This is a genomic window from Streptomyces sp. NPDC093510, assembly GCF_040683555.1.
Classification (GTDB): Bacteria; Actinomycetota; Actinomycetes; order Streptomycetales; family Streptomycetaceae; genus Streptomyces.
The window spans coordinates 144,691-170,191 of the sequence record NZ_JBFBEE010000006.1; the positions used below are offsets into that span (position 1 = coordinate 144,691).

26 protein-coding genes and 1 pseudogene are annotated in these 25,501 nt (G+C 69.8%); 11 read left to right on the forward strand and 16 right to left on the reverse strand.

The window, feature by feature from the left end:
* The first annotated feature begins 91 nt into the window (after positions 1–91).
* Positions 92–634 (forward strand): deaminase, encoded by a 543-nt coding sequence (locus tag AB0N81_RS11790; RefSeq protein ID WP_365357622.1) that lies wholly within the window; start codon positions 92–94, stop codon positions 632–634.
* Between the two features lie 69 nt (positions 635–703).
* Here AB0N81_RS11790 and AB0N81_RS11795 read toward each other — a convergent pair whose 3' ends face one another.
* Positions 704–1,186 carry a nitroreductase family deazaflavin-dependent oxidoreductase gene (locus AB0N81_RS11795; protein ID WP_365357623.1) on the reverse strand — a complete coding sequence of 161 codons (483 nt, stop codon included), beginning with the start codon at positions 1,184–1,186 and terminating at the stop codon, positions 704–706.
* A 1-nt stretch (position 1,187) separates the two neighbouring features.
* On the reverse strand, positions 1,188–1,928 hold the full coding sequence (locus tag AB0N81_RS11800) for an SDR family oxidoreductase (RefSeq protein ID WP_365357624.1): 741 nt from the start codon (positions 1,926–1,928) through the stop codon (positions 1,188–1,190).
* A gap of 192 nt (positions 1,929–2,120) precedes the next feature.
* Here AB0N81_RS11800 and AB0N81_RS11805 point away from each other — a divergent pair, with 192 nt between their 5' ends.
* A complete protein-coding gene (locus AB0N81_RS11805; protein ID WP_365357625.1) occupies positions 2,121–4,544 on the forward strand; it encodes a BTAD domain-containing putative transcriptional regulator in 2,424 nt (807 codons plus the stop codon).
* Here AB0N81_RS11805 and AB0N81_RS11810 read toward each other — a convergent pair.
* Complete coding sequence (locus tag AB0N81_RS11810; protein WP_365357626.1) at positions 4,507–5,187, reverse strand: hypothetical protein; 681 nt, start codon at positions 5,185–5,187, stop codon at positions 4,507–4,509. The two genes, AB0N81_RS11805 and AB0N81_RS11810, sit on opposite strands and share 38 nt — an antisense overlap.
* Before the next feature lie 127 nt (positions 5,188–5,314).
* On the opposite strand from AB0N81_RS11810, the gene AB0N81_RS11815 reads away from it, so the two are divergent.
* Positions 5,315–5,614 (forward strand): CbrC family protein, encoded by a 300-nt coding sequence (locus AB0N81_RS11815; protein WP_365357828.1) that lies wholly within the window; start codon positions 5,315–5,317, stop codon positions 5,612–5,614.
* 94 nt (positions 5,615–5,708) lie between these two features.
* On the forward strand, positions 5,709–6,251 hold the full coding sequence (locus AB0N81_RS11820) for a DinB family protein (RefSeq protein ID WP_365357627.1): 543 nt from the start codon (positions 5,709–5,711) through the stop codon (positions 6,249–6,251).
* Between the two features lie 31 nt (positions 6,252–6,282).
* On the opposite strand, the gene AB0N81_RS11825 is transcribed toward AB0N81_RS11820, so the two are convergent.
* The 5 genes from AB0N81_RS11825 to AB0N81_RS11845 form a co-directional block, all read right to left on the reverse strand.
* On the reverse strand, positions 6,283–7,083 hold the full coding sequence (locus AB0N81_RS11825) for a GNAT family N-acetyltransferase (protein ID WP_365357628.1): 801 nt from the start codon (positions 7,081–7,083) through the stop codon (positions 6,283–6,285).
* Positions 7,084–7,129: 46 nt separating this feature from the next.
* Positions 7,130–8,656 carry an amino acid permease gene (locus AB0N81_RS11830; RefSeq protein WP_365357629.1) on the reverse strand — a complete coding sequence of 509 codons (1,527 nt, stop codon included), beginning with the start codon at positions 8,654–8,656 and terminating at the stop codon, positions 7,130–7,132.
* A 91-nt stretch (positions 8,657–8,747) separates the two neighbouring features.
* Entirely contained in the window at positions 8,748–9,782 is a 1,035-nt protein-coding gene (locus tag AB0N81_RS11835) for a hypothetical protein (RefSeq protein ID WP_365357630.1), read from the reverse strand.
* 1,070 nt (positions 9,783–10,852) lie between these two features.
* Complete coding sequence (locus tag AB0N81_RS11840; protein ID WP_365357631.1) at positions 10,853–11,236, reverse strand: nuclear transport factor 2 family protein; 384 nt, start codon at positions 11,234–11,236, stop codon at positions 10,853–10,855.
* A 754-nt stretch (positions 11,237–11,990) separates the two neighbouring features.
* A complete protein-coding gene (locus tag AB0N81_RS11845) occupies positions 11,991–12,893 on the reverse strand; it encodes a LysR family transcriptional regulator (RefSeq protein WP_365357632.1) in 903 nt (300 codons plus the stop codon).
* 188 nt (positions 12,894–13,081) lie between these two features.
* Between AB0N81_RS11845 and AB0N81_RS11850 the strand changes: the two genes are divergently transcribed.
* Positions 13,082–13,387 carry a DUF1330 domain-containing protein gene (locus tag AB0N81_RS11850; protein ID WP_365357633.1) on the forward strand — a complete coding sequence of 102 codons (306 nt, stop codon included), beginning with the start codon at positions 13,082–13,084 and terminating at the stop codon, positions 13,385–13,387.
* 273 nt (positions 13,388–13,660) lie between these two features.
* Here the strand turns inward: AB0N81_RS11850 and AB0N81_RS11855 are convergent.
* The 5 genes and pseudogenes from AB0N81_RS11855 to AB0N81_RS11875 form a co-directional block, all read right to left on the reverse strand.
* Positions 13,661–13,836 (reverse strand): annotated as a pseudogene (locus tag AB0N81_RS11855) (AAA family ATPase); the annotation flags it as partial.
* A gap of 75 nt (positions 13,837–13,911) precedes the next feature.
* Positions 13,912–14,493, reverse strand: coding sequence for an SMI1/KNR4 family protein (locus AB0N81_RS11860; RefSeq protein ID WP_365357634.1), 582 nt, complete (start codon positions 14,491–14,493; stop codon positions 13,912–13,914).
* 55 nt (positions 14,494–14,548) lie between these two features.
* Positions 14,549–16,231, reverse strand: coding sequence for a murein biosynthesis integral membrane protein MurJ (gene murJ, locus AB0N81_RS11865; RefSeq protein WP_365357635.1), 1,683 nt, complete (start codon positions 16,229–16,231; stop codon positions 14,549–14,551).
* Positions 16,232–16,600: 369 nt separating this feature from the next.
* Positions 16,601–17,011, reverse strand: coding sequence for a hypothetical protein (locus AB0N81_RS11870; protein ID WP_365357636.1), 411 nt, complete (start codon positions 17,009–17,011; stop codon positions 16,601–16,603).
* Positions 17,012–17,052: 41 nt separating this feature from the next.
* Entirely contained in the window at positions 17,053–17,907 is an 855-nt protein-coding gene (locus AB0N81_RS11875; RefSeq protein WP_365357637.1) for an alpha/beta fold hydrolase, read from the reverse strand.
* A gap of 63 nt (positions 17,908–17,970) precedes the next feature.
* On the opposite strand from AB0N81_RS11875, the gene AB0N81_RS11880 reads away from it, so the two are divergent.
* Positions 17,971–18,504, forward strand: coding sequence for a MarR family transcriptional regulator (locus AB0N81_RS11880; RefSeq protein ID WP_365357638.1), 534 nt, complete (start codon positions 17,971–17,973; stop codon positions 18,502–18,504).
* Positions 18,505–19,435: 931 nt separating this feature from the next.
* Here AB0N81_RS11880 and AB0N81_RS11885 read toward each other — a convergent pair.
* Positions 19,436–19,834 (reverse strand): VOC family protein, encoded by a 399-nt coding sequence (locus tag AB0N81_RS11885; RefSeq protein WP_365357639.1) that lies wholly within the window; start codon positions 19,832–19,834, stop codon positions 19,436–19,438.
* Between the two features lie 163 nt (positions 19,835–19,997).
* On the opposite strand from AB0N81_RS11885, the gene AB0N81_RS11890 reads away from it, so the two are divergent.
* Positions 19,998–21,023 (forward strand): YafY family protein, encoded by a 1,026-nt coding sequence (locus AB0N81_RS11890; protein ID WP_365357640.1) that lies wholly within the window; start codon positions 19,998–20,000, stop codon positions 21,021–21,023.
* Between the two features lie 141 nt (positions 21,024–21,164).
* Here AB0N81_RS11890 and AB0N81_RS11895 read toward each other — a convergent pair whose 3' ends face one another.
* Complete coding sequence (locus AB0N81_RS11895; RefSeq protein ID WP_365357641.1) at positions 21,165–22,046, reverse strand: helix-turn-helix transcriptional regulator; 882 nt, start codon at positions 22,044–22,046, stop codon at positions 21,165–21,167.
* Between the two features lie 220 nt (positions 22,047–22,266).
* On the opposite strand from AB0N81_RS11895, the gene AB0N81_RS11900 reads away from it, so the two are divergent.
* The 3 genes from AB0N81_RS11900 to AB0N81_RS11910 all read left to right on the forward strand — a co-directional run bounded on the left by AB0N81_RS11900 (position 22,267) and on the right by AB0N81_RS11910 (position 24,342).
* Entirely contained in the window at positions 22,267–22,590 is a 324-nt protein-coding gene (locus tag AB0N81_RS11900) for a carboxymuconolactone decarboxylase family protein (protein ID WP_365357642.1), read from the forward strand.
* 171 nt (positions 22,591–22,761) lie between these two features.
* The gene (locus AB0N81_RS11905) at positions 22,762–23,175 is read left to right on the forward strand and encodes a cupin domain-containing protein (protein ID WP_365357643.1); all 414 of its coding nucleotides are present in this window, start codon (positions 22,762–22,764) and stop codon (positions 23,173–23,175) included.
* A 144-nt stretch (positions 23,176–23,319) separates the two neighbouring features.
* Positions 23,320–24,342, forward strand: coding sequence for a zinc-dependent alcohol dehydrogenase family protein (locus AB0N81_RS11910; protein ID WP_365357644.1), 1,023 nt, complete (start codon positions 23,320–23,322; stop codon positions 24,340–24,342).
* Between the two features lie 62 nt (positions 24,343–24,404).
* Here the strand turns inward: AB0N81_RS11910 and AB0N81_RS11915 are convergent, their stop codons facing one another.
* Positions 24,405–24,845: a VOC family protein gene (locus tag AB0N81_RS11915; protein WP_365357645.1), complete on the reverse strand. Its 441-nt coding sequence runs from the start codon at positions 24,843–24,845 to the stop codon at positions 24,405–24,407.
* Between the two features lie 203 nt (positions 24,846–25,048).
* On the opposite strand from AB0N81_RS11915, the gene AB0N81_RS11920 reads away from it, so the two are divergent.
* A complete protein-coding gene (locus AB0N81_RS11920) occupies positions 25,049–25,495 on the forward strand; it encodes a hypothetical protein (RefSeq protein ID WP_365357646.1) in 447 nt (148 codons plus the stop codon).
* Positions 25,496–25,501: the final 6 nt, after the last annotated feature.

The following is a 25,501-nucleotide window of genomic DNA, read 5'->3' on the forward strand; positions in this document are numbered from 1 at the left end:
TACAAGGAAGAGCGGTACGCCGCCCAAGGAAGCGCGGTACGCCGCCCAAGGAAGCGCGGTACGCCGCCCAAGGAGACGAGACGAGCAGCCTGTGACCGAATCTCCCAAATCTCCCGAATCTCCCAAATCTCCCGAAGCCCCGAAAACCACCGCAGCCCGGAAATCGCCCGAAGCCTGCGGGCAGCCCGGCCCCGGCACCGAGACGACCACCGCCGACCGGGCCTGGCTCGCCGTGGCCTGCCAGCTCGCCACCCAGTGCCCGCCCTCGCCCACGGAACTCTCCGCCGGCGCGGTCATCGTCGCCGACGACGGCACGGAGCTCGCCCGTGGCTGCTCCCGTCGGCGGGACCCGCACGACCATGCCGAGGAAGCCGCCCTCGCCCAACTCGTGTCCGACGACCCCCGCCTGTCCGAAGCCACGCTCTACAGCTCACTCGAACCGTGCGCCGAGCGCCCGTCCCGACCGCGTCCCTGTGCCCAGCTCATCCGCGAGGCGGGCATCCGCCGCGTGGTCGTCGGCCGGCGAGAGCCCGGCGCGGACGGGGCCGGGCGACTCGAGTCCGATGGCATCACCGTCATCGAACTCCCCGAGTACGCGGACGCCGCCAAGTCCCCCAACAGGCACCTGCTCTGACCTGACGTGATACGGCCGAGTGCTCTGCGGGGCGTCCTGCGCCTTCTGCAGAGATCGCCCTTGGAGGACCTACCGACGGCGCTGGTCGGTGGCTTCGCGTGTGTCCCCCGCGCGTTCCAGGACCACGACGGGGATGACCCGGTCGGTGCGCTCCTCGTACGTGCGGTAGACCGGCGCCAGCTCGGTCATCCGCCGCCACAGCCGCTCACGCTCCTCGCCCTCCGCGGTGCGGGCCCGCACGGCGAAGCGCTCGCCGCGGACCTGGACCTCGGCTTCGGGGGTGGCGACCAGGTTGAGGTACCACAGAGGGTGGGTGTGGGTGATCGCCGAGCCGGAGGCCACCAGTACGTACCGGTCGCCGTCCACGCCGTAGAACAGCCCCGTCCGGTACCGCTTCCCGCTCTTCCGGCCACGGTAGGTGAGCACAAGGTTGGGCGAGCCGCCCTCCAGGTGCCCGCTCGCGCCGTCCGTCGAGAGATACCGGCGCACATGCTCGGCGACCGACGGGTCCGGACTGTCGAAGACTTCCCCCGCGTTCGTATCCGTGCCCATGTCAGCGCCCCAGTCCCTGCGCGAAGCCGCCGTCGACCGCCAGCTCGACGTTGGTGGTGAACGTCGCCCCCTCGGCGAGGAAGAGCGCTGCCGCGGCGACCTCCTCGACGGTGCCGTTGCGCCGCAGGGGCGTCGCCTGGTCTCCCTGGCGCCGGAACTCCTCGCGCTGCTCCTCGGTCAGACCGGGCACGCCCATGGTCGGCGTGTCGATGTAGCCGGGAGCCACGCTGTTGACGCGGATTCTCCTCGGCAGCAGCTCCGCCGCGAGCACGTGCGCGAAGCCGCGCATCGCCTCCTTCGACGCCGAGTACGCGCTCAGCCCCGGGAAGACCACATCGTTGGCCACGGTGGTGAAGACCACCGAACCGCCGTCGTTGAGCAGGGGCGCGAGCCGCTGCACGGTGAAGAACGTGCCCTTGGCGTTCACCGCGAAGTGCCGGTCCCACGCCTCCTCGGTCACCTCCCCGAGCTCGGCGAACTGCGCGATGCCGTGGTTGACGAAGAGGTGGTCGACCCGGCCGAGCCGCTCGCCGACCACATCGCCGAGCGCGGCGATGTCAGCCATGCTGCCGGCGTCGGACCGTACGACATGCGCGGCCTCACCCTTGAGCGCGGTGCGCGCCTCTTCGAGGGTGCGCTCGTTGCGTCCCGTCAGGACCACCTCGGCACCTCGTGCCAGCAGTTCGCGCACGATCGCCAGTCCCATGCCGTGGGTGCCACCGGTGACAACAGCCTTCTTCATGATCTACTCCAGTCCTTCCCCCACCAGTCCGTGCGGATGGCCGGGGCTCCGTTGTGTTGTCGGTAAGAGAAAGATGGCCGAGGGCGCTTTCGGTCGGCTGTCGGTTCTCTTGCGGTTGTCGTGTGCGCATGCGATTCGGGGTGGGTGCTGGGGCCGCTCGCCGTGTGGTCGCCGAGTGGTCAACCCGTCGCTGTGCCCGAGGCACGAGTGCGGAAACTGCTGGCGTGCCTGCTCGTCACCCCGGGGCGTGTGGTCTCCACCGACCGTCTGGTGGACGAGTTGTGGGGCGACGAGGTCCCGGCCCGCCCCTCCGGCGCCCTGCAGACCCTCGCATCGCGCCTGCGCCGCGCCGTCGAGGTGGAACTGGTGGCGCGCTACCCGCCGGGCTACCTGCTGGATGTGACGGCCGACGCCGTCGACAGCGTCCGGTTCGCCGAACTCGCCGCGCGGGCGGGGCGGTCGACCGACCCGGACAAGGTTGTTGCGTTGTTCGCCGAGGCCCTCGGGCTGTGGCGCGGCGACGCGTTCGCCGGGTTCGCGGACGAGCCCTTCGCGCTCACGGCCGCCGCGGCCCTGGAGGAGCATCGCCTCGTGGCGTGGGAGGACTACGCCGAGGCCCGGCTGCGGCAGGGCGATCACGCGGCGCTCGCGGCCGGCCTGGGCGCGCTCGTCGTACGGCATCCCCTGCGCGAACGGCTGCGCGCCGCGCACCTGCGCGCCCTGCACGGGGCGGGACGTACCACCGAGGCGCTCGACGGATACCAGGGACTGCGGCGCGTCCTCCGCGACGACCTGGGACTGGAACCGGGCCCCGAGCTCGCGGCGCTGCACCAGCGACTCCTGCGCGGAGAATCCCCCGAGTCGTCGACAACGTACGACCCGGCTGTACGCCTTGTCTCGTTCAAGCGGTCCGAGCCCTCGGAAGCGCCGCCGCCGTCTCCTCCCGATCTGCCCACTGAGGCCCCGTACACCGCGCTACCCGTCCCGGCCACCGAACTCATCGGCCGGGACGACGCCGTCGTCGCGGTGTGTGAACTGCTCGGCGCGCGGCGCCTGGTGACGCTCACGGGGCCGGGTGGCGTGGGAAAGACCAGGCTCGCGCTGGAGGTGGCACGCGGTCGGGACGGGGCGCGGTTCGTCGAACTCGGCGGTCTGCCCCGGCAGACGACCGTGGCCGGACTGGCGGACGCCGTCGCCGCCGCGCTCGGCATCCGCGACGGCTCCCGCCCGCGTACGCCCGTACAGCGGCTCACGGACGCGCTGCGCGGAGCGGAGAAGGAGCGGCTCCTCGTGCTGGACAACTGCGAGCACGTCGTCGAAGCCGCCGCATCGCTCGTCTCCCGGATGGGGCGCGCCCCTGGCGTGGACGTACGTGTGCTGGCCACGAGCCGTGAGCCGCTCGGCGTCACGGGCGAGCACCTGTGGGAGGTGCCGCCGCTCGACGTACCGGACCCGGACGCCGCCCCCGCCGACATGCTGCGCTCCGGGGCCGTACGGCTCTTCGCCGCGCGGGCCGCTGCCGCCTTACCCGGGTTCACCGTGTCGGCCGACGACATGGAGGCGGTCGCCACGATCTGCCGCCGCGTCGACGGGATCCCGCTCGCCATCGAACTGGCCTCCGCCCGGCTGCGGGTGCTGGACGCCGCCGCGCTGGCCGACCGTCTCGACGACCGGTTCGCCCTCCTCACCGGCGGCCCGCGCGACGCACCGCCGCGCCGGCGGACGCTGGCCGCGGTCCTCGACTGGAGCCGGGAGCTGCTGACCGCGGCGGAACGCGCGGTCCTGCGCCGTCTCACGGTCTTCGCCGACGGCTGCGTGCTCGCCGCGGCGGAGGCCGTGTGCGCGGCGGGCGATGTGCACCGCTCGGAGGTCCTCGATCTGCTGTCACGCCTGGTCGACCGCTCCCTCGTCACCGTGTCCCGTACGGCGGACGGGCCGCGCTACGTGCTCCTGGAGACCGTTTCCGCCTACGGGGCAAGGCAGTTGGACGAGCGGGAACGCGACCGGGTCCTGCGTGCGCACGCCGCGTACTGCGTCACGTTCGCCGAGGAAGCGGCCGGGCATCTGTGCGGCCCGGACCAGCGGCGCCGGCTGCGGCGGCTCGACGCCGAGACCGGCAATCTGCGTCGGGCGCTGGCGGCCGAGAGCGTGGCGCCGCGGCTGGTGAGGGCGCTGACCTGGTACTGGTTCCTGCGCGGCCGTCTCACCGAGGGGCGCCGCGCGACGGCGGACACCGGCGACGCGGTCGCCGCGGCGTGGCACGCCGGGTTCCGCCTGCTGACCGGCGAGGCCGTGGACAGCCGAGACCTGCCGCGCCTGCACGCCGCCGTCACCGACCCGTACGAGCGCGTGCGGGCCGGATGGTTCCTCGGCCACGCCGCGACCAGGTTCGGTGAACTCCCGGTGGGCGAGACGCTCATCGGGACCGCGCTCGACCAGTTCCGGCGACTCGGCGACGACTGGGGCATCGCCGCCTCCACCGGAGTGCGCGCCCTCCAGCGCCTCGTCCGCGGCAACCGCGACGGCGCGTGCAGCGCGGGACGGGGCCCGGACGAGGCGGCGCCTGGCTGCGTTCCGACTACTTCTCGGCGGCGGCTTTTTCCTCTGCGGCCGTGACGGTCGGGTGCTTGCCGTCCTGGAGCTGCTGAAGACGCTTCAACGTGGCACTGAGCATGGCCTGCGCACCCGAGGGGTCACCGGCGGTGTTGCCGTCGACCTCTACGCGGATGTTGACCTTCCCCGAGCGGCTGTAGGCGTAGACGCTGTCCTCGCTGGCGCCCGGGTTGATGACGAGCGTGCTCTCGTCACCCACCGGCGGCTTCGCGGACTGCTCCTTGCTCTTCTCGGTGCCCTTCCACGCCACATATGAGTTGTGGGCGTCCTTGGCGGTGTCGAAGAGGCAGATGTGCACATCTGCCATGTTGAGCGTGGAACCGTTGTACTCGTACGAGGCGTCGCTGCCGCGGGCCCACCCCTTCGGTACGGAGTCGTCGTCGGAGCGGTTGCAATACTCCCCGTCCGTCACCTCCTTGGTGCCGTGCACGGTGTACCCGGGAAGCGTCTCGCCGTCGCCCAGCACTGCTTTGGTCAGGTCCGCCTGGGTGAGGTCTTTCGTGATCGGCTTCGGGGCGGGGGAGGAGACCGGCTTGTTGGCGTTCGTGCCGGAGGTGGAGTCCGGCTCGTCGCTGCTGGAGGAGCAGCCGGTGAGGGCGGCCGTCCCGATGAGTGAAACGGCGAGGGCGAGGCGTACACGTGACATGAACAGAGCATATCCATCGTGATCATGAAATGGCAGGGCCCGCTGTTTTTGCAGGCAAGGCTTCCCATGCAGGGGCACCGAGGGCGCCCGAGCGCACGAGGTCAGCGGTCGCTTCTGCCCGTGGTGCATCGCCGACGGCAGCGCGGCTGAACGGTTCGCCGGCGAATTCATGGACTCCTACGGACTCGACGGCGTCAGCGAGCAGATCCTGCACGAGGTGACCCGCCGCACTCCCGGCTTCCATGCCTGGCAGGACCCGCGCTGGCTCGTCCACTGCCACGACGCAGCCGCCTTCATCCCACCTCGGCGAGGGCCCCACCGCGATGCTCTTCCGCTGCACCGTCTGCGGCACCCATCTCGCCTACATCGACGCGTCATGACTGCCGCTGAATTCGGCAGCTTGCGAGATCCGGCCAACCATCCCTGATCTCGACCAGACCCCGACGTCGGCCGATCCACACCGGGTCTGCGGCCCGGCCAAGAACGGTGCGGCCGAGCAGGCGCCGCGCTACGTTCGCGGCATGCAGCAGCCCCCGGAAGCGGTCCCCGCGCTCCTCGACGGCCCCGCCGTCGACGTGTCCGAGCCCCGAGAACTGTTCCTCGGCTACCTGGACTGGTACCGCCAGGCCCTGACGCGCAAGCTCGCCGGGCTGTCCGACGACCAGCTCCGCACTCCTGTCGAACCGCTGGGCTGGTCGCCGCTCGGCCTGGTCCAGCACCTCGGCTGGGTCGAACGCCGATGGATGCGCTGGGGTTTCGCCGCCGAGAACGTTGTCGCCCATCCGCCCGGCGGAGACGCCGAGGAGTGGACGATCGCCGCCGACACCTCCACTGCCCAGGTGCTGGCCGCCTACCGAACGGAAGTGACCGCCGTCAACGCCCACGTGGAGGCGGCCACTCTGGGCGACAGAGCACGCCTCGGGGGACGCTTCAAGACGCTTGACCAAGCGCCCTCGCTCGGCCGGATTCTCTTCCACCTGCTCCAGGAGTATGCCCGCCATGTCGGCCACCTCGACGTCGCCCGCGAACTCATCGACGGCGAGACCGGCGAGACCGGCGAGTGACACTCCTGGAGCCTTCACCGGAAGAAGGGGCTCACTCCTTCAAGTTGTAGAAGTGGATGGGTGAGTTCGGTGTGAAACCGATACGCGGGTAGACGGGAGCCCCGGCGACGGTCGCGTGCAAAGTGGCGCGGGTCAGGCCGGTGGCTCGCGCGCCCTCGTGCAGCGCCTTGCGCGTGACCGTCTCGCCATAGCCCCTGCGCTGCCACTGCGGGTCGGTGGCGACGAAGGCGACGAAGAGACGGCCCTGCGCCTCGACCGTCGCGGCGCACGCCACCGGAACGTCGCCCCGCATGCCCAGGTACGCGTACACCTCGCTCTTCCAGCGTGCGGACCCGACCAGGCCGTCGCGGCCTTCCTCCAAGGGGAACCCGTAGGCCCGAGCTTGGAGGTCCGCGTAGTCCCGCAAATGCTCGTCGGTGCGCACACGCACGAACGTCAGGTCGGGGTGGACCGGGTCGGGGACGGGCAGCAGGTCTCCGGCCATGCCCGTGCCGGGAAAGGCGTACTGGAGGCCGGCCTGGTCGGCCGCCGTGGCCAGCGCGGCGCGGGCCTCGTCGTCGAGGAGATCCTCGAAGAGCCACAGGAAGCCCGGGTGCTTCTTCGCCCGCATGATGTCCGCCGCCTGGCCCAGACGTCGCGCGAGAAGATCGGCTCCCGCGCCTGGCTCGGTCAGGGTGATGCAGTTGTAGAACGAGAATCGGCAGTCGGCCCAGCGGACTGCGATGCCGGGGAGGTCACGTACATCCGCGTCCGCGTCGCGGTCGAGCACCATGGCGCGCCAGGCCACGGTGAGCTGCTCTGCCGATTCGAGGGACTCCGTGAGGCCGGTCACCGTACTCCTCTGGATTGTTGCGGTCGTCGAGGTCGTGTCGCCGTCATCAGATGATGCCTTCGAACTGATTTCCCTCGGTACCGGAATGGGAGTGGGGCACGTGGTAGGAGGTGCGTCCGAAGCGCCGCCACAGGGCGGCTATGAGGAAGGCCACCACTACGGCGACGGGGGTGTAGTTGAAGGTGGTGGCGGTGATCGGGCTGCTCTGCGGCAGCAGGAACAGCACCGTGACCGCAGCTGCCCACACCACCGCGATCCAGCCGATCGGCCGGCTCCAGCGGCCCAAGTGCCAAGGGCCTGGCGTGAATCGGTCGCGGTGGATCAGGCGCAGGAGTACGGGGATGGCGTAGGCGGAGGTGAATCCCACGACCGAGATGGCTGTCACTGCCGCGAACGCCGTGTTGGAGTACAGGGAGGGCAGTGCGAGTACGAAAGCCACGGCGACCGCGAGCCACACCGCGTTGGCGGGGATGGCGGTGCGGCGGCTGACCTTCTTCCAGCGCGCCGATCCGGGCAGGGCACCGTCCCGGGAGAAGGCGTAGATCATCCGGCTGGCACTGGCGGTCACGGTGTAGCCGCACAGGAACTGGGCCACGATGATCACAAGCAGCAGGGCCTTGGCCGCCGCCATGCCCAGCGCGTCGAGAAGGATCTGCGCCACGGGCACGCCGGTCTGGCTGCCCAGCGTCCCGGTGTAGTCCTGGATGGCGAACAGCAGCGTGGTCAGCAGGATGCCGCCGGCGATCCAGGACACCGCTACGGAGCGGAAGACGCCGCGGGCCGCGGCGACGGAGGCATGGTTGGTCTCCTCGCTCAAGTGGGCTGAGGTGTCATAGCCGGCGAGGGCGAAGACCGGCAGCAGCATGCCCAGCAGAACCACGTAGACCGGGGCGCTCCAGCCGGTGTTGTTGGTGAACTCGGAGAAGACGAAACCGGCCGACTGGTGGTGGGAGGGCACGAGCGTCAGGGAGCCGATGATGACGACGGCCCCTGCCAGATGCCACCACGCACTCAAGGACGTCAAGATGTTCATCAGCCGGGTGCCGAAGAGGTTCAGTACCGCGTGCAGGGCGAGGATGACCGCGTACAGCGCCAGCAGGGAGCCCGGGGCCGGCGTGTATCCGAACTGCAGGTTCATCCACGCGGCGGTGAACGTCGCTATGCCGTAGTCCTGGGCGGCGATTCCACCGAGCAGTCCCAAGAGATTGAGCCAGCCGGTGTACCAGCTCCAGCGCTCGCCCCCGAGCTGGCGGGCCATGTAGTACAGGCCGCCGCTGGTGGGGTAGCGGGAGGTGATCTCCGCCAGGGACGCGGCCAGGCACAACACCAGCGGCCCGACGGCCAGCCACCCCCACGTGATCACCGCGGGGCCTCCCGAGTTCAGGCCGTACCCGAACAGCAGCAAGGTCCCCGACATGATCGAGATGACCGACAGGGAGGCCGAGAAATTACCGAAGGCCCCCATCCGGCGGTGCAGTTGCTGGGTGTAGCCCAGCGACTGGAGGATGCGCGCGTCCTCCTCGTCGTTGTCGACCGGGTTCGGCTGCTGGCGCGGTGTTCTTACCGAAGTCATTGGTTCTCCGCACAGGAAAGCTGACATGGGGGGTGCAGGCGGGTGGCTGGCTGGCGGGCCGCCGACGGGACGTAATGGGCCGGGTCGGCGGTCATGGGTGTTCTCCCGTATGCCGCGGGTGAGATCTCAGGCAGGCGACACGGTCCTCCTCGAACGCCTTCCGCCACTGGTTCTGCGGGTATCGGGCGTCGTAATGCCACGGGGCCGGAGTGGCGAAGTCGCCGATGGCCTCGAACACCTCGGTGGCCCACTGAGCGAAGCCGCCCCGGGCCAAGGCGTAGGCGAGGTAGTTCAGATCCAGCTGGGAACTGGTGGCCGGATCGCGCTTCCGGAACCAGCCCTCGAATGCCTGCGTGACGGCCCGGGTGCTGTCCTCCCTGGTCCACAGCAGGCTCAGCATGACCGCGGCGCCGTTGTCCCTTCGCTCCCGGTGCTCCTGCACACGGGCGTAGAGGGGCAGCAGAAGCAGCGGCGAGTCGGGCGGCGCGAAGGAGACCGTCCAGCGGGCGAAATCCGTCGCGACGGCCTGGCGGCCCGCTGGGCCCGGGTGGGCCTGGAGCGCCTGGGACATGCGGTGCCATGCCTCGCGGTTGAACGGATCTCGTCGGTGCGCTTCCGAGAGCAAACCCCATGGCCCGCCGGGCAGCAGATACTCATGGGGCGGCGGGTCCACGTGATGCTCCGGGTAGCGTCCCGCCATGTCCGTTTCGGCCAGGGCCAGGCGGCATACCCAGGGCACCGCGTCGTGGGGGTTCCCCTCGCTCGCCCGGTGGCACGCGTCCCGGGCCCGGGCCACCAGTTTGTCCAGGTCACCGGCCTTCCGGTAGTCGCGCGCCCAGTTCTTCCGGTGGGCCTGCAGCACCCGTTCGGTGGCGACTCTGGCGTACATCACCCGGGCGGCGAGGCTCTCGGGTTCCTCTTTCAGCCACAACTCCACGACGTTGGCCTGCGCCGCGACAACTCCCAGCACCTGAGTGCGGGATGTCCATAACGGCCAGTTGCCCGTCCGGGCCAGCACCTGCCGCATCTGCAGCCAGTAACCCGCCTGAATGTCCTGCACTGCCGCATACAGGTCTGTGTCTCGGCCGGCCGGGTTCGCCCCGCCGGCCGGGTTGGAACTCTCCATCAGCGCTCACCTGGGCCTGCCGGACACAAGGCGGACGGCAGCGGTACGCCGTGTGCCTTCGGTCGGCATCCCTGCGTCCGACGGGCAGCAGCCTCGGTGTTCTCGGACGCGGCCCGGTGGCGCAGCGCGCGGCCCGGCTGCGCGAGAGATGCTCTGCGGCTCGCCGGGTGATGTGAGCACGACACCAACCGGTGTGCACTGGCGGCCATAGGCAGAAGGACCCTCGGAGCAGTCGGGACGGGTGGCACGGTCATGCGAAGAACAGCGGAACAGCGGAACAGCGGAACAGCGGAGTCATGCGAAGTGCGGCGGGCTCATGCGAAGTACAGCGGTGCGGGCCGACGAGCAGCGCGAAACCGACCGCGGCGCATAACCCGGCCGGCGGCTTTCGCCCGTGGCCGGGAGCGAGTGCCTGACAGGTACTTAAGTGCCTGGAGAGGCGCATGACCAGAGAATCCAAGATTGTTTGGTGGCTCAGATGCAGGTTTCGGCCATGCGGAATGAGGGCGTCGCCATCCGTGATCAGACCGGTCCGCCCGCAGCACTTGGCCGGTACGCCGCCGGGGGCCGGGCCGGTCGTAGCCACGCGCTCACGGTGCTCACGGGTATGTGGAACAGGGCCGGACAACACGTTCTCGTCACCGAGGATGCCGCGGGACGGACAGCGAGATCTTGCGTCGGTACCGTCACGCGGAGAGCCGCCTTGACACGATCTTCCTCGTGGACGCCGATGTCGCCGCCGCCCTCCGTGCCGGGGCCACCGCTACCCGATGGGAGGGCGCCATCAACGTGCTCGATGACGGTCGAGCTGCATGTGGCCTAGACAAGTGGCGTGTGGAGCAGGGGAGTTGGGCGCTACTGCTGGCACGTAGGCGCCGTGAGGGGCGCTGCGTTCCGGTGTGCAGGGGTGCCTCGGTGACGGCCTTCCAGAAACAGACTCATTCGGCCAGTTCGATGCGGTAGTCACTGACTGTGATCGGATGTCATCGTGGGTGGAAATGCGCCGAGATCAGCACCAGCACCGCTTCGCCCTACGAACCGACACGGTTCGTAGGGCGAACTTCATTCGTTCAGGCCGTGGGCACGCGGTCCAGGAACCCGTGAACGGTACGGATCCGGCCGTCGTCGGCCAACGTGATGACGTCGAACCCGGCGACGGGCGCGGACCCGTCGCCGGGGGACACGAGCTCCCAGGTGAAGCGCGCGATGTCGTGGTGCCCGTCGACCGTGCCGGTCCGGCGGAACTCGAAGCCGGGGAACTGCTCGTGGGCCCCATTGATCACGGCGGCGACGCCCTCGTGCCCGGAGACGTCGGCCAGCGGGTCCGTGTAGCTGCCGTCCTCGGTCCAGGCGGCGGCCACGGCCTTGTCGATGTTCTCGGCGCCCTTCACGTTCCAGGCCTCGAAGTAGCGGCCGACGGCGATCTCGTACGCGGCGGTGTCGTGTGCAGTCATGGCGGGTCAGCCTCCTGTGAGGTGGTTCTCGTCTTGCGGGGCGATGACTCAAGACTGCCGCTCGGCCGCACGGTGGTCGATTACGTCCGGGGTAATGAGGGCCGACGAGGCATGCAGGCGCTCCCCTGTGTTCGCCGAGTTCGCGAGGGCAGTGGTCGGATGGGTGGTGGCCGCCATTTCAGGAGGACGGCGTAGGTCTCGCCGACCCCGGCGGCGTGCGCCGCGACAGGGGGCTGCGCGTCGTTCGTCGCCCGGCCGCGTAGCTGCGGGGCGGAAGTTCGACTCCGTCGCGATCTGTGTCAGCGTCTCTTGGTGTCGCATGCGTGCTCATCGAAAGCACGCTGAGAACCCACCTTTGAACCTGCACCTGCCGATGTCGCGGAACTCAGCACGCGGGCCGCCCGTCTCGAACACGGCCTGGGGAAGCAATGGAACAGAGGTTGGAGTCAAGCATTGACCGACGTCATGGACGGCGTTGACGGCGGGCGTTCCCGCCGGTTACCCGTGCTTGTCCGGTTCGGCGTCGGTGAAGGCGCGGTATCCGCCGAGATCTCGGGCTGGGCGAGGACGTTGCCGCGGTGTACGACGCGGACCGGGCCCGGGGCCGTCACCGGATGCTGATCCGCCGGCGTAGCGAGGCCGTGTCGGAACATTCAGCAAGACCGCCGTGGTCGTCATCACCCGCGAAGTCCGCCGGGCGCAAGGTCTTCGGCCTCGCCCCCGCAGTCGTCCGTCTCGCTTGACCTCTTGCGCGTCAGTCCGGCAGCCAGTGAAGCTCGTGCGCCAGGGTTTTGGCGATGGCACGGATGCGGCGGTGTAGCGGCGACTGCTCGCGTGGGAGGACCAGGTGGATCGTCAGGCTGGGCGCACCCCGTAGGGGTCGCCAGGTGAGACCGGCGGGTTGTGCCGTGGCCGCGGCTTCTCCGGCCGGGGCGAGGGTGACCCCGTCGCGCAGGTCGCGCTGAGACATGTCGAAAGAGACTGCGGGCGTGTGGAATCGGGGGTGCGGTCGGGTGTCTCGGAACAGCGCGGACAGCTGATCGTGGATCACGGGGTTGGCCGCACGGTCCGGGAGTCGCAGCGGATACGCGGCCGCGTCGGCGATCTCGATCTCCGGGTGTTCGGCCAGCGGATGGTGCTGCGCCAGCTGGACCCCGATGCGCGCACGCCGCAGCAGGAACCGGCGCACGTCATGGCCCGGCTGTTCACCGCGGGTGATCCCGGCATCGATCCGGCCGTCGGCGACCGCGGGGGAGATCTCCGGTGTCGCCATCGGGACCGCGCCGACCTCGAGTCCGCTGTTGCCGCGCATCAGCCTGTCCACCAGGGCCGGCACCGTCTCGGCCCCGGTGCTGAGGCTGTATCCGATGCGCAGCGTGCCCAGTTCACCGGCCGCCGCGCTCCGGGCGGTGTCCCATGCCCTGTCCAGCGCCGCCAGTGCGGGCGGCGCGGACTCCGCCAAAGCCGCACCGGCCGTGGTCAATACGACGCTACGCGTGTTGCGGACCAGCAGGGCCGTACCGAGTTCCGACTCCAATCGGCGCATCCGGGCGCTGAGTGCGGGCTGTGCGATACCGATCCGTGCGGCGGCGCGGGTGAAGTTCAACTCCTGCGCCAGCACCAGGAAGTACCGCAGGCTCACCGTATCCGGCGCCACGCGCCCTCCCTGCCGATTGATAACGATCCGTTCTGAGTCTATCCCGTACCGGTCTTTCCCTCGGCCGCAGATCAAGCCCTAACCTGCGCATATGGCGATGCAACTGACCGCGATGCCCGTCGCCGGGTTCGGTCGATCTGCATGTCAATTCGAAGTCGGACGTGTCCGGCCGAACACAGGAGGTTTCCATGGCCAAGGGCTACTGGGTCAGTGTCTACCCCACCCTTTCCGACCCTGAGAGTCTGACTGCCTACGACAAGCTGGCCGGTCCGGCTGTCCAGGCTGGGGGCGGGCGCACCCTGTCCCGGATCCCGTCCCGTGGCGGTCGAGTCGTCGCCCACGAGGCCGGAATCACGCAACGCGTCGTTCTGATCGAGTTCGACAGCTTTGAACAGGCCGTCGCGGCATACGAGAGCGAGGCATACCAGAAGGCACTGGTGGCCCTCCCCGACGGTGTCCAGCGCGACTTCCGCATCATCGACGGCATCGACTGACCGGCGGGCCCAGCCATCGCTGAGCATCCGTAAGCCGGCCGCCCAGCCACACCACAGGCACCAACCCTCACCCGAAAGCTCGGGCAGGGCGTCACACACCGCACACCGTCGGGCAGACCCACCCGGGCCTGCCCGACAGGCCGTCTCCGGAGAGTTTCCGCGCAACTTGTCAGCCCATGGCGAGAGAATGCTGAGTTCGGGCCGCTGCCGGGAGGGTCTCCCACGTGGCGGCCGGTCAGCTGGCTTCGGCGCGCTCGGAGCTCGTCAATACAGACCGGAGTCGCCGATCAGGCAGAGCGGCTCGCCCTTCTTGACCCAGTCACAGGTGCCAGTGTGTTGACCGTGGCCGGGTCGATACTGGGGGTGGCATCGAAGTCGAAGGCCGGCCCTCGGTCGCACTCGGCCATCAGCAGTTCCGCGAGGAAGGCGCGGGAGGACATCTGGTCGCGGGCCAGCAACTCAGGCATGCATAAACCTCCGTGGCCTCCGTATCCCTTGAACGGCTCGCCCCAAAAGACCGAGCATCAGAAGTCCCAGTCCAACTCATCCTCGTCGACTACGACAGGCAGGTAACCGTCCACTGCCTTGCCGGTTTCCAGAGCCGTGGCTGTTGCCTCCAGGAGAGCCGGGAACGACGCCCACATGGGGCGGTGCGAGAAAGAGCATCCTGTTTCGTGATCGGCGTCGCCGATCCTTCCGCGGTGGCGGTTGGAGCGCTGGTCGATGATGAGGTTGTCCCCTGAACCGTCAAAGGCGAAGGGGATCCACCGCGCATGCCACCACGGCCCGAATTCCCCGTCCGGGTCGCCTTCCTCTGTTCCCGCCGGCTCATCCGCGTAGATTTCCATGCGTGTCTGCCATTCCCTGGTGATGCCGTGCACGTCGAGCAATGACCAGCACGGTGGCAGCAGGTCGTAGTGGCCCATGCCGTTGTGCCGCAGCAACGACTCCACCAAGGGCTCGGGGAACGGCAGTCCGATGGTCTGCTCGGCCTCGGTTATCGCCGAGCGCTCCGCCGGAGGGCCAAGAGCAGCGAACGTACGAGGTGCGTGCCGGGCGAGCCAAGCCTCTATACGGGTCCACGACTCGGATATCGACGAAGTCATCCTGGGAGCATGTCACTTCGACGCATCACTGGACGAAGGAATCGAGACGGATTCTTCAACGCATCCCGGGCAAGCGCCGCAACTCGTCGACCTTCATCAGCCGGGCAAGAAGGAGGTATCCCAGGGCTGTCGCGAGCGCCCCGGCGGCCAATGCGACGGCCGTAGCCCACGTACCGCTTCCCAGGTCCGCGCACGCACGTGCTACGACCCAGCCCAGCCCGGCAGCCGGGCCCGCGGCGCAGAACAATTTCACGTAGGTCCGGCGCAGGCCACCATCGTCAATGCGGCCCCCGAGGCGCCTGCGCAGCACATACGCGGTGAGCGCGAGGCCTGCCAGGTAGGACAGGGTGTAGGCGCCGGCCATGCCGACTACCGCCCACCGGGCGGGTAGCAGCACATGACAGGCGGTGGCCAGGGCGATGTTCACGCCCGCGATCCAGGCCGCCATGAAGAACGGAGTGCGGGTGTCTTCGAACGCGTAGAAGCCGCGCAGCAGCAGGTACTGGGCGGAGAACGGGATGAGTCCGAGCCCGAACGCCTGCAGCATGTAGCCCAACGGGCGGACGGAGTCCGCGTCCGACGCTCCGTGGGCGAACAGCAGCGAGGCGAGTTGCGGCCCCAGGGCGAGGAAGAGGAAAGCGGCCGGCACGATGACCACGCCGCTGATCCGCAGCACCCGGGACAGGTCCGAGCGCAGATCCGGGATGCGTCCCTCGGCGACCGCCCGGCTCATGCGCGGCAGCAGCGCCGTCACCAGCGACACCGTCACGATCGATTGGGGCAGCATCCAGATGGTCTGCGCGTAGGTGTAGGCCGAGTAGCCCGCGCCGGCCTGTGGCAGTTCCTGGTCGGCGGCATTGGCGTAGTTCGTGACCACTGTGAGGGCGACCTGGTTGGCCAGGACGAACAGCAGCGTCCACTTCGCCGCGTGGACGCTCCTGCCCAAACCGGTGCCCCGCCAGTCGAACCGCGGCCGCAACCGGAAACCGGCCGCCCGCGCGAACGGGATCAGCGCCAGGGCCTGCACGGTGATGCCTGCCGTCGTCCCGACCCCCAGCAGCCACACCTGGCCGTCGGTGATGTCCTCCACCCGGTCAGGCACTGTCATCAGCCCCAGATAGGCGGCGAACATGCCGACCAGTACGACATTGTTCAGCACCGGGGTCCACATCATCGCGCCGAACTTCTCCCGGGCGTTCAACACTTGCCCGTAGATGCCGAACAGCCCGTAGAAGAAGATCTGCGGCAACAGGAACCGCGCGAACGTCACCGTCAGCTCAAACGCCTCGTGACTGTCCGGGGTGTCCCGCATGTACAGGCCCACGATCTGCGGCGCCGCCCACACCGCCAGCGCCGTCCCGACGCCCAGCACGCACACCACGAGCGTGACCAGACGCTGTTCATAGGCGCGGCCACCGTCGGGCTGGGTCGCCCTGGCCCGCACCAGTTGCGGCACCAGCACGGTGTTGAGCGCGCCACCGATCAGCAGCGTGTACAGGCTCGTCGGCACCGTGTTCGCCGTGTTGTACGTACTGGCAAGCAAGCCCGTGCCCAGCGCTCCGGCCTGCAGCACCTGGCGGATCAGTCCCGTCGCCCGGGACACCACCGTGCCGACAGCCATCAGCAACGACGAACGAGCCAGCCCGCCTTCGTTCTTCTTACGCGGGGCGGCATGCCGCCCCCTCTTCCGTTGCTCCTGCGGCATGGTCCGTGCCGCGGAGTTCGCCCCCTCCACCATGCCGTCAACCTATGCCCTAAGGTCACGAAGGCCCCAATTCGCTGCGGGGCATCCACCCTGAGGCACGGCACCCGACCGTCAGGCGTATACCTGTCACGCCGCGCCGGAGGTCCCTGCTGCGCGCCGGGAGGGGGAGGGGGGCGGTCGACGCTTCAGCAGGGCCCGCTGCACGGTCGTATCCATAGTGAATCGCAGCCGAGAGCGGTCCAGTTGCACTGAACAGGGTCGTCCCACCGGGGGCGGAGTGGGCCCCGCGGTCGGCGGGGGTAGGCGTGCCGCCGATGACACCTGGATGGAAGATGTCCTGACCGGTGGACAGGCCCCAGGCCACGGAGACGGGGTGGGCCAGGGCCCGTTGCGCCCTGCGGGTCAGCCCGGGGCGCGTACGGGAGGCTGGCGGGCTGTTTCGCGCAGTGCCATGGCCCCTTGGGCGGCGACCGGCATGCCGTGCCCGTAGAGCGGGTTGTAGGCGGCGACCGCGCCGCTGAGAACGATGAACCCGTCGGGCCAGGGTCTGACCTTCTCGAAGAACCGGCGCCGGTTGACAGTGCTGCGGGTGATGACGAGGTCCGTCACCGGGGCGGCGTCGGCGATGGAATCGGCGACGACGGGGTGGCGTACCCCGCGGGCAAAGGCGATGAAGTCCGCCGGGTCTCCCGAGGGCTCGCCGCCACGGGTCCCGGAGAGCGTGACCAGCCACCGGCCGCCTTCGATCGCATCTCGGTTGATGCGGGCGGGGCGCGAGCCGGAGCCAGTGGACCAGATCGCCCTGTCACGCACGGCGTGACCGCCCGGGCGTCGACCTACCGGGCCCGGTCCGGCTAGCTCGACGCGGCGTCCATCCGCCGGGCGATCCCCTCGGCCGCGGCCATCGGGAACGCATGGTGCGAGACCCCCGCCAGGACTTCGGTCCGCGCTCCCGGGAGCGCCTCGGCAACAGCCCGGGCGACGCGGCCGGGGTCGTGGCAGCGGGCCCGCCCCGCAAGCAGCACGTACACCGGCAACTGTCGCAAGGGCGCCGGGTCCGGCAGCGGCCCGGTGACGGGGCGGACGGCCGGGAAGCCCGCGCTCGCTTCCTGGAGGCGGAGCCAAGCCGTATCGAGGGCGGCTCCGCCGGCCTCCCAGGTGAGGAAGGAGCGGATCCGTTCGGGGGTGGGCCGCACCAGCATCGGCAGCGCGCGCAGGACGTAGCCGGGGCGGAGGCCGGTGAAGACACGGGTCGGGTCGAGCAGGACGAGGCCGGCGATCCGCTCCGGGTGGCGGGCTGCATAGTGGGCCGCGATCCAGGCTCCGTAGGAGTGTCCGCCGAGCAGCACCGGACCCTCACCGGCGCCCGCGGAACCGATCTCGTCGAGGACCGCGTCCAGCCAGCCGGCGAGATCGTCGACGGAACGGACCGGACGCCCGGGCTGGGGCACGCTGAACCCCGGGTCTCCCATCAGGTCGACGCCGTGCACCCGATGACGGCGGGCGAGGCCGGCCGCGGCGCAGGCGCCCCACACCGTGGAGGTGGCCCCACCCCCCGGCAGCAGAACCAGCGGCGGAGCCGTTGCCGGGCCGCAGCTGTTGACTCGGGTGACCCCGTAGGGGGTCGGCAGGTCGGTGCGGTCGACCGGCCCGGGCCACCGGCCGAGGACCTCGTCGTAGGCGGTACGGAAGGAACCGGACACGAACATGGTGACCTCATTCTCTCGCCGCGCGATAATCTCGTTCAGCGAGAGATGCTAGGTGGAGGCGATGTGGACGACAACCAAGGTGATGGCCGTGGCGCGGTCGACGGGCGCGGATACGGACACGGATACGGATACGAAGGCGGGGGTGGGGCGCGGGGGGCGGACACCCTGCCGCTGGTGCACCTATTGCGCGCCGTGACCGTCGAGTTCGGCCTGCGGCAGGCCGAGTTCGCCGCCCGCAACGACATGCACAACACCGACGTACGGGCGTTGATCTGCCTCCTCGACGCCGCCCGGGCGGGCGAGCCGGCCACCGTCGGCCTGCTCGGCGCCCGCCTCGGCCTCAACTCCGCCGGCACCACCGCTGTGATCGACCGGCTGGAACGGCTCGGGTACGTGGCCCGCGTCCGCGACGACCGCGACCGGCGCCGAGTCCTGCTGCGCGTCGAACCGGAGGCGATCCGTCTGGGCCAGGAGTTCTTCGGCCCCGTCATCGACAGGCTGCTGGGCGTGCTGGAGTCCTTCGACCCCACCGAACGGGACACCGTGCGACGCTTCCTGACGGCCGCCCACGCCGTCCTCAGCCCGGAGCAGGACTGATGATTCGGCGACCGCCCCGAGGGTCCCACCCCCGCCGAAGGCGGAAGGCGTAAGAATGCGCTCCGACCCTGGGTATGGCGTGCCCTCGAGCAGCGCCTGGACGCAGTGACGGCCGCTCCCCGGCGGTGTCCCGAGACCCTTGGTTGCACGAAGTCCTCAAGGTGGGCTGTTGTGGGATGTCCGCGAGTGGTTCGGGCGGCTGGTCGACGACGGTCCGGTGGTTGCTCGGGTGGTCCGGTGGTTGCTCCGGCGGTCCAGCGATGGATGGTCGGCTGCCGAGTGGGTGGCGAAGAAGGCAACGGCTCGGTGCCAGAAGGCGACCGCGGTGACGGCCTTCTCCTCATTCAGGGCCTCGGCCTCGGCCTCGGTGCAGGCGGGCCAGGAGTGGTCGTCGAGCGCTGAATGCGGGTACGTGGATCCGGCCCCGCCGATGCTGGGACAACCGGCGGGGTCGGAGGCGCGGGCGGACACGGGCCGACGCCGTGCATCCGCCGGCGCCGCCGGTCGTAATACGTCCGAACTTCTTGACGCCGAAGCCGAAGCCGAAGCCGAAGCCGAAGCCGAAGCCGACCCGGTCGTGCTCGTGGCGGATGACCTCGGGCAGTTGCTCTCCGGTCGGTGGGTCCAGGTCCAGGTCCAGGTCCAGATCCTGGAGCTGGTTGAGTCCTCGCCTCGCCAGGACTCGCCTCGCCGCCAGGATGCGGTGGACGGTCCCGGCGCGAGTGTGACGCCGCGCAGCCGGTGTAGGTCGACGGCGAGGCGGGCCGGGCCGGCCTGTGTTTGGTCTGCTGTCGCGGCGCTTCCGCCTGGTCGGCGCAGCCCTCAGGGGTGCTGGCGGGGTTGGTGGCGGGCGGGAGGAGTGGTCGAGCATCCCGTTCTCACCGTGCGCTCGTCGGCGGGCGTACCACTTGGCGAGGTGGCGGGAGGTGCGTCAGCGTGCGAACTTTTCGATGGCTGCCGGGGTGACGGGGGTGAAGAAGTTGACGAGGTTGCCGTCGGGGTCACGGAACAGCAGCGACCGGTTGCCCCAGGGCATCGTGGTGGGCTCGTTGACGAAGTCGGTGACGAAGCCGGTCAGGTTCTGGTGGACGCGGTCCACGTCGTCGACGAGGAACTCGATGATCACGCTGTGGTTGTCCGCCGGGCGGGCAGAGCCCGGGGCGAACAGCGGGACCGTGCGGGTGCCGGCGATCGCGAGGGTGGCTCCCGGGGTCTTGAGTTCGGCGAAGTCCTCGGTGGCCCATGTCGCCCGCGCGCCTGTGGCTCGCTCGTAGAACTCGACGAGGCGCGCTACGTCGCTGGTGATGATGCGGATCGAGACGAAGTCCATGGGGATCTCCTTGACTGTGCTGAAGGCGTGGCTGTGCTGAAGGCGTGGCTGTGCCGAAGGCGTGGGCTGTGCTGAAGGCGTGGGCCGTGCCGAAGGCGTGCACGTCGCAGGCTAGGAGAAATAGTGGACAGAATCGGTCCTGTATTCGCGTTAGGTTGTGTACATGCCTCGACCTACTGGCCGCGTGCTGACACTCCTGGAGCTGCTGCAGTCGGGCGGCACCCGGACGGTGGCCGAACTCGCCGACCGACTCGGCGTCGAAGGGCGCACCGTGCGGCGGTATGTGCACCAGCTGATCGACCTCGACGTGCCCGTGGAATCGGTGCGCGGCCGCTACGGCGGGTACCGGCTCGCCCCCGGGTACCGCTTGCCTCCGCTCATGCTCAGCGACGAAGAGGCGCTGGCCGTGCTGCTCGGCCTGGTCGCCGGCCGCCGGGCAGGGCTGACGACGACGCAGCACACGGCAAACGTGACGGCATCGGCCAAGATCCGGCGGGTACTGCCCAAGCGCATCGCCGGCCGGCTCGACGCACTTCTGGAATCCCTCGCCTTCACGGAACAGCCCGGATTCACGGAACAGCCCGGATCCACGCAACAGCCCGGAGAGTTCGACACCCTGGACACCGGGGTCCTGCTCACCATCGCCGATGCGGTGCGGCACCGCCGACCGGTCTCGATCCGCTACACCGACCGCGACGGACGGCGCAGCGAACGCACACTGCACGTGTACGGGATCGTCGCCCATTCGGGCCGGTGGTACGTCACGGGCAAGGACGCCCGGATCGGCGAGGACCGAACCTTCCGGCTCGATCGCATCGCAGACGCGCGGACGCTGCCCGGCTCGTTCGAAGCGCCGGCGGGTCCCGGTCCGGCGGAGCGCGTGTTGTCAGGGTTCGCCACGGCCGAGTACCGGCATGAGGTGACCTTGCGGATCCACGGGACGGTCGGGCAGATCCGTGCCCGCCTTCCCGCCGGCGTCGCGAGCCTGGAGGAGTGCGCGCCCGTGGGGGGTGAGGACCGGGCGACCGAGCGCTGGCGGCGCGTCGAGTTGCGGGTGGAGCGGCTCGACTGGTTGCCTCCGGTACTCGCCTCACTCGACCGGCCGTTCGTCATCGAGCGCCCCGATGAACTGCGCGACCTCGTCATCGAGCTCGCCGATCGCCTCGCGTCCTACGCCCGCCAAGCCTGACAGCGAGGAACCAATGTCATGAGACGGCAGGGCCTCATAAGCGGCTACCCGGGCACGCCGCACTATAGGCAAGCCCCGCTGAAGGCGCACCCGGCCGGCCACCCGATCCGCCCGGCCACCCGATCCGCCCGGCCCTCGATGTCAGTCGGCGGCGGACTCTGTGTGTTGTACGGCGTCTTCGGTGGCGGCCCAGGCCGACAGCAGCCGTAGGGCGTCGTGGTCGGGAGTGTTCGGCTCGGCGCTGTAGGCGGTGAGGGTCAGTCCGGGCTGGGCGGGCAGCACCATGGCGTCGAAGTCCAGGGTGAACTCACCGACCTCGGGGTGGCGGAAAGGTTTGCGGCCGGTGTGGTGCAGCCGCACGTTGTGCTTGGCCCAGGCGATACGGAACGCGTCGCTGCGAGTGACCAGCTCGCCGATCAGGTTGGTGATGTCGGAGTCGTGCGGGGCGCGTCCGGCTTCGGTGCGCAACAGCGAGACGGTGGTGTTGAGGGCGGCGTCCCAGTCGGGGAAGAAGTCCCGGCCGGCGGGGTCCAGGAACTGGAAGCGGGCGATGTTGACCGGCCGCGGTGCCGCGTCGGCGAACAACGGGGCGTACAGGGCGCGGCCGAGTCGGTTGATGGCGAGGGTGTCCAGGCGTCCGTTGCGTACGAAGGCCGGACTGTCGGTCATGGAGTCCAGGACCCGCTGGACGCTGGCCGGGACGGGAGTGCGCGGCTTCCTGGCGCGGCGGGCGGGCCTGCTGCGCTGCGCGGCGGCCAGGTCGAAGAGGTGGGCGCGCTCGGCCTCGTCGAGCTGGAGCGCGTTGCAGACGGCGTCGAGAACCTCCTCGGAGGCGCCGGCGAGGTGGCCGCGCTCGAGGCGGACGTAGTAGTCGATGCTGACACCGGCGAGCAGGGCGACTTCCTCGCGGCGCAGTCCCGGCACGCGGCGGTTGCTGCCGAAGGCGGGCAGTCCGGCCTGCTGCGGGGTGAGCTTGGCGCGGCGGCTGGCGAGGAACTCGCGGATGTCGTGGGCGGTGTCCATACCGCCAGGCTAGGGCTGAAAGGTCCGATGTGGGGGGTCCTGTCAGTACCTGTAACGACAGTGCCTTCCGTGCGCCGTTGACCTGCGGTTTCCTCGATATCGGTGGTGCTGCACGGCTGCGGAACCACTCGCCACCGCCCCGCTGGGGCTGCCGGTGAGGCAGCTTCCGCAGACAGTGGTCCTACCGGTACGCACTCGACGTATTACAGGGAGTCATTACGTGTCGAAGCAGTCCGCCCCCGAGGAGCTGGCGCCGATCGCGCCGAAGCTGGTTCAGATCACCGACGACGTGCTGTTCGGTGACGTGTGGGAGCGCGGCGAGCTCTCCCCGCGGGACCGGAGCCTGGTGACGGTCAGCGTGCTGGCCGCGCTCTACCGCGCCGAGCAGTTGCCGTACCACCTCGGCAAGGCCCTGGAGAACGGGCTGACCGTGGAGGAGCTCTCCGAGTCCATCACCCACCTGGCGTTCTACGCGGGCTGGCCCAACGCGATGACCGCGATCAACCAGCTGAAGAAGGTCGCCGAGGCGAACGCGGCGGCCTGACGCAGCCGTACGCATCACCGCCCCGAGCGAAGCCGTCCTCCTTCCGGCGCCCCCCGCCGCCGCCCCCGTGTAGAGCCCCTCACCGAAGGCGCTCACCCCGAAGGCGCTCACTCCGAAGGCGCTCACCGAACGCCCTCATCGAACATCCTCATCGACCAAGGAACGCAGGTCATGGAACACATCACCTCCACGCCCACCGCCAAGGCCCCGGCTGAGCGGTTCACCGGTGACGTCTACCTCAACCCGATCGAGACACCCTCCGAGCCGGCCCGGCTGGCCTCCGCACTGGTCCGCTTCACGCCCGGGGCCCGCACGAACTGGCACTCGCACGCCAACGGCCAGGTCCTCTACATCACCGACGGCGTCGGCCTCGTCGGTACCCGCGACGGCAGTGTGGTGCGCGTGAGCGCAGGCCAGACCCTCAAGTGCCCCGCAGGCGAGGAGCACTGGCACGGTGCCACAGAGACGACCCTCATGGCCCACATCGCCATGGTCGTCGGTAACAGTGAGGGCGACGGCACCACGTGGCTGGAGCCGGTGACCGACGAGCAGTACACCGCCGCCCAGGCCGCCATCACCAGCTGACCGCCCCTTACCCGACCGTCTTCCGTACCCTGCCCTGCCTGCCCGGTCCTGCCCGGTCCTGCCCGGTCCTGCCCGGTCCTGCCCGGTCCTGCCCGGTCCTGCCCGGGCAGGCACGCACCCCGCTCGCCAGAGAAAGGCAACACCATGCGCGGAGCCATCCTCTACGCTCCCGGCGACGTCCGCTTCGAAGAGCGCGCAGACCCGAAGATCCTCAAGCCCACCGACGCCGTCATCCGCACCGTCGCCACCTGCGTGTGCGGCTCGGACCTGTGGGACTACCGCGGCATCAACCCGGTCGAGCAGCCCACCCCGTTCGGCCACGAGTACGTCGGCATCGTCGAGGAGATCGGCGCCGACGTCGCCACCCTGCAGGTCGGCCAGTTCGTCGTCGGCTCCTTCTTCGCCAGCGACAACACCTGCCCCAACTGCCGGAACGGCTACCAGACCAACTGCCTGCACCGTGAGTTCGTCGGCGCCGAGGGCTGCCAGGCCGAGCGCATCCGCATCCCCCTCGCGGACGGCACTCTGGTCGCAACCCCGACCCGGCCCGCGGCAGAGCACATCGCGAGCCTGCTGGCCTGCTCGGACGTCATGGGCACCGGCTGGTACGCGGCCGTCGCCGCCCAGGTCCAGCGCGGCGACACGGTGGCCGTGGTCGGCGACGGCGCGGTCGGTCTGTGCGCGGTCATCGCCGCCAAGGAAGTCGGTGCCGAACGCGTCATCGCCATGTCCCGACACGCCTCACGCCAGGAATTGGCCCGCGGGTTCGGCGCCACCGACATCGTCGCCGAGCGCGGCGAAGAGGGCGCGGCCCGCATCAAGGAACTCACCGGCGGCATCGGCGCCGACCGGGTCCTGGAATGCGTCGGCAACAGCGAGTCCATGCGCCAGGCCCTGCACTCCACCCGACCCGGCGGCAACATCGGCTTCGTCGGCGTCCCGCACGACGTGGGGATCGATGGCCAGGAACTGTTCTTCTCCCACGTCGCGCTGCGCGGCGGCCCGGCCCCCGTGCGCGAGTTCCTGCCCGACCTCATCGACATGGTCCTGTCCGGCCGGATCGACCCCGGCAGGGTCTTCGACCTCGAACTGCCGCTGGCCGAGGTCGCCGAGGGCTACAAGGCCATGGACGAACGGCGCGCCATCAAGACCCTGCTGCGCCCCTGACCGGCGCGGTGCCGCCCGGGGCGGCGGGTGGTGCTTGCCGTGCAGGGCACGGTGTCTCCTTCTCAGCGCAGTTGTTCGGCCAGTCCGACGATGATGCCCTCCGGGCCGCGGACGTAGCAGAGCAGGTAGCTGTCCTCGAAGCGGGCGATCTCGCCGACGAGTTCGGTGCCGTGCGGGCGCAGGCGGGCCACAGTGTCCTTGAGGTCGTCGACGGCGAACATGACGCGGTGCGTGCCCAGGATGTTGTGCGGCTGGTTGCGGGGTCCGGCGCTGATCGCTTCGGGGCTGCGGTACTTCGCCAGCTCCAGCCGGCTGTGGCCGTCCGGGGTCTTCATCATCGCGATGTCACAGCGGACGCCGTCCAGTCCGGTGCACTGGTCGGCGACAAGGCCCTCGACCTGCGCCCTGCCCTCCAGTTCCAGTCCGAGTTCCACGAAGAACGCGACGGCGGTGTCCAGGTCCTCGACGACGATGCCGACGTTGTCCATCCGCTGAATCGCCATGCTGGTTTCTCCTTCTTCCTCGTACGGCCGGTGGTGACCGCTGATGTCCCTGGGACGGAGCCGGTGGTACGTTCTCGACATTCCTGGGCCGCCGAACCCGAAAAAGATTCTGGATCGCACTCCAGCACCGTTATTGCCACCCCGCGAATCAGGCGCGGCGCGCCACCACTGAGGGTGGGTGCGGAGCAGGTTGCGCCGCACCCATGAAGACGATCAGCCGCAGCGTGCCGTCCACGCCCTTCAGCCCCGACGCTGCGGCCGAGGTGCTCGGCAACACGTCCGCTGTCAGCCGCAAGCTCGCCTCTCGGGCGCGAGCACGGGTTGCCGGGACCGAGGAACCGCCCGGGACCTCCCGGGCCGAGGTCGCACGTGTGCTCGAGGCGTTCAAGGCGGCCGCCGATGCGGGGGACATCGCCGGGCGCAGGCCGGTTCACGGTGCGGAGACGATCGCGCTGCTGATGATCCGACAGGCCAGCATCAGGCGCCCCGGCGCGTTCCGGGTCATCGAGGTGAACGCGCGCCCGGCGCTGGCCACTTACCGCGGCGGCGAACTGGTCTGGCTCGACACCGTGGAGATCACCGATGGACGGATCACGACGTACAGGAGGTTGGCCAAGCCTGAGAAACTCGCCGGCCTGCGTCACATCTGAGCCTGC